Genomic DNA, 521 nt, shown 5'->3' with positions numbered 1-521 from the left:
CACCCGTTGTGGTACCTGTAATTTCAACGTTTACGTTTTCATCATTGCCGTTAATTACGTCATCGTTTGTATCGTTGATATCAACTGTTATTGCAACTGTAGTGTCTTTGGTAAAGCTGGTTTCGTTTGTGGCTAAATTACCTTCAACATCTAGTGCGCTAACACTTGCTGTAATTTCACCATCAGCAAGGCCTGAAATATTAGTGGCATTTATTGCCCACTCACCGGCTGCATTAATCGCGACGTCTTCAACCGTGACTTTATCTCCGTTCACATCGGTAAATACCACAGTGGCTGTTTGGTTAGCATCAGCCTCTTCTATTATACCGCTTACAACTACATCACTTTGCTCTGCGGTATTAATAACAGTGTCATCACCTGTTGCAACATCAATGCTGGTTACGGCTGTTTTATCGTGAATGGCGGTGTCTGTAGCGGTTGCTGTATTGCCAGCTTCATCACTGACTGTGGCTGTGGCAGTTAATTCGCCATCGTTAAGACCTGATAAGTTTGCACCGGTA

The 521-nt window shown here is 43.6% G+C and carries 1 pseudogene; it reads right to left on the bottom strand.

Annotated features, from left to right (window positions below):
- Positions 1-521, bottom strand: a pseudogene (locus tag H5092_RS20430) (hypothetical protein); the annotation flags it as partial.

It is taken from the genome of Pseudoalteromonas sp. SR41-7 (assembly GCF_014163935.1).
In the GTDB taxonomy this organism is placed as follows: Bacteria; Pseudomonadota; Gammaproteobacteria; order Enterobacterales; family Alteromonadaceae; genus Pseudoalteromonas; species Pseudoalteromonas distincta.
Note: the sequence above shows the minus strand (reverse complement) of the source record. Positions and strands in the feature narration are given on the sequence as shown.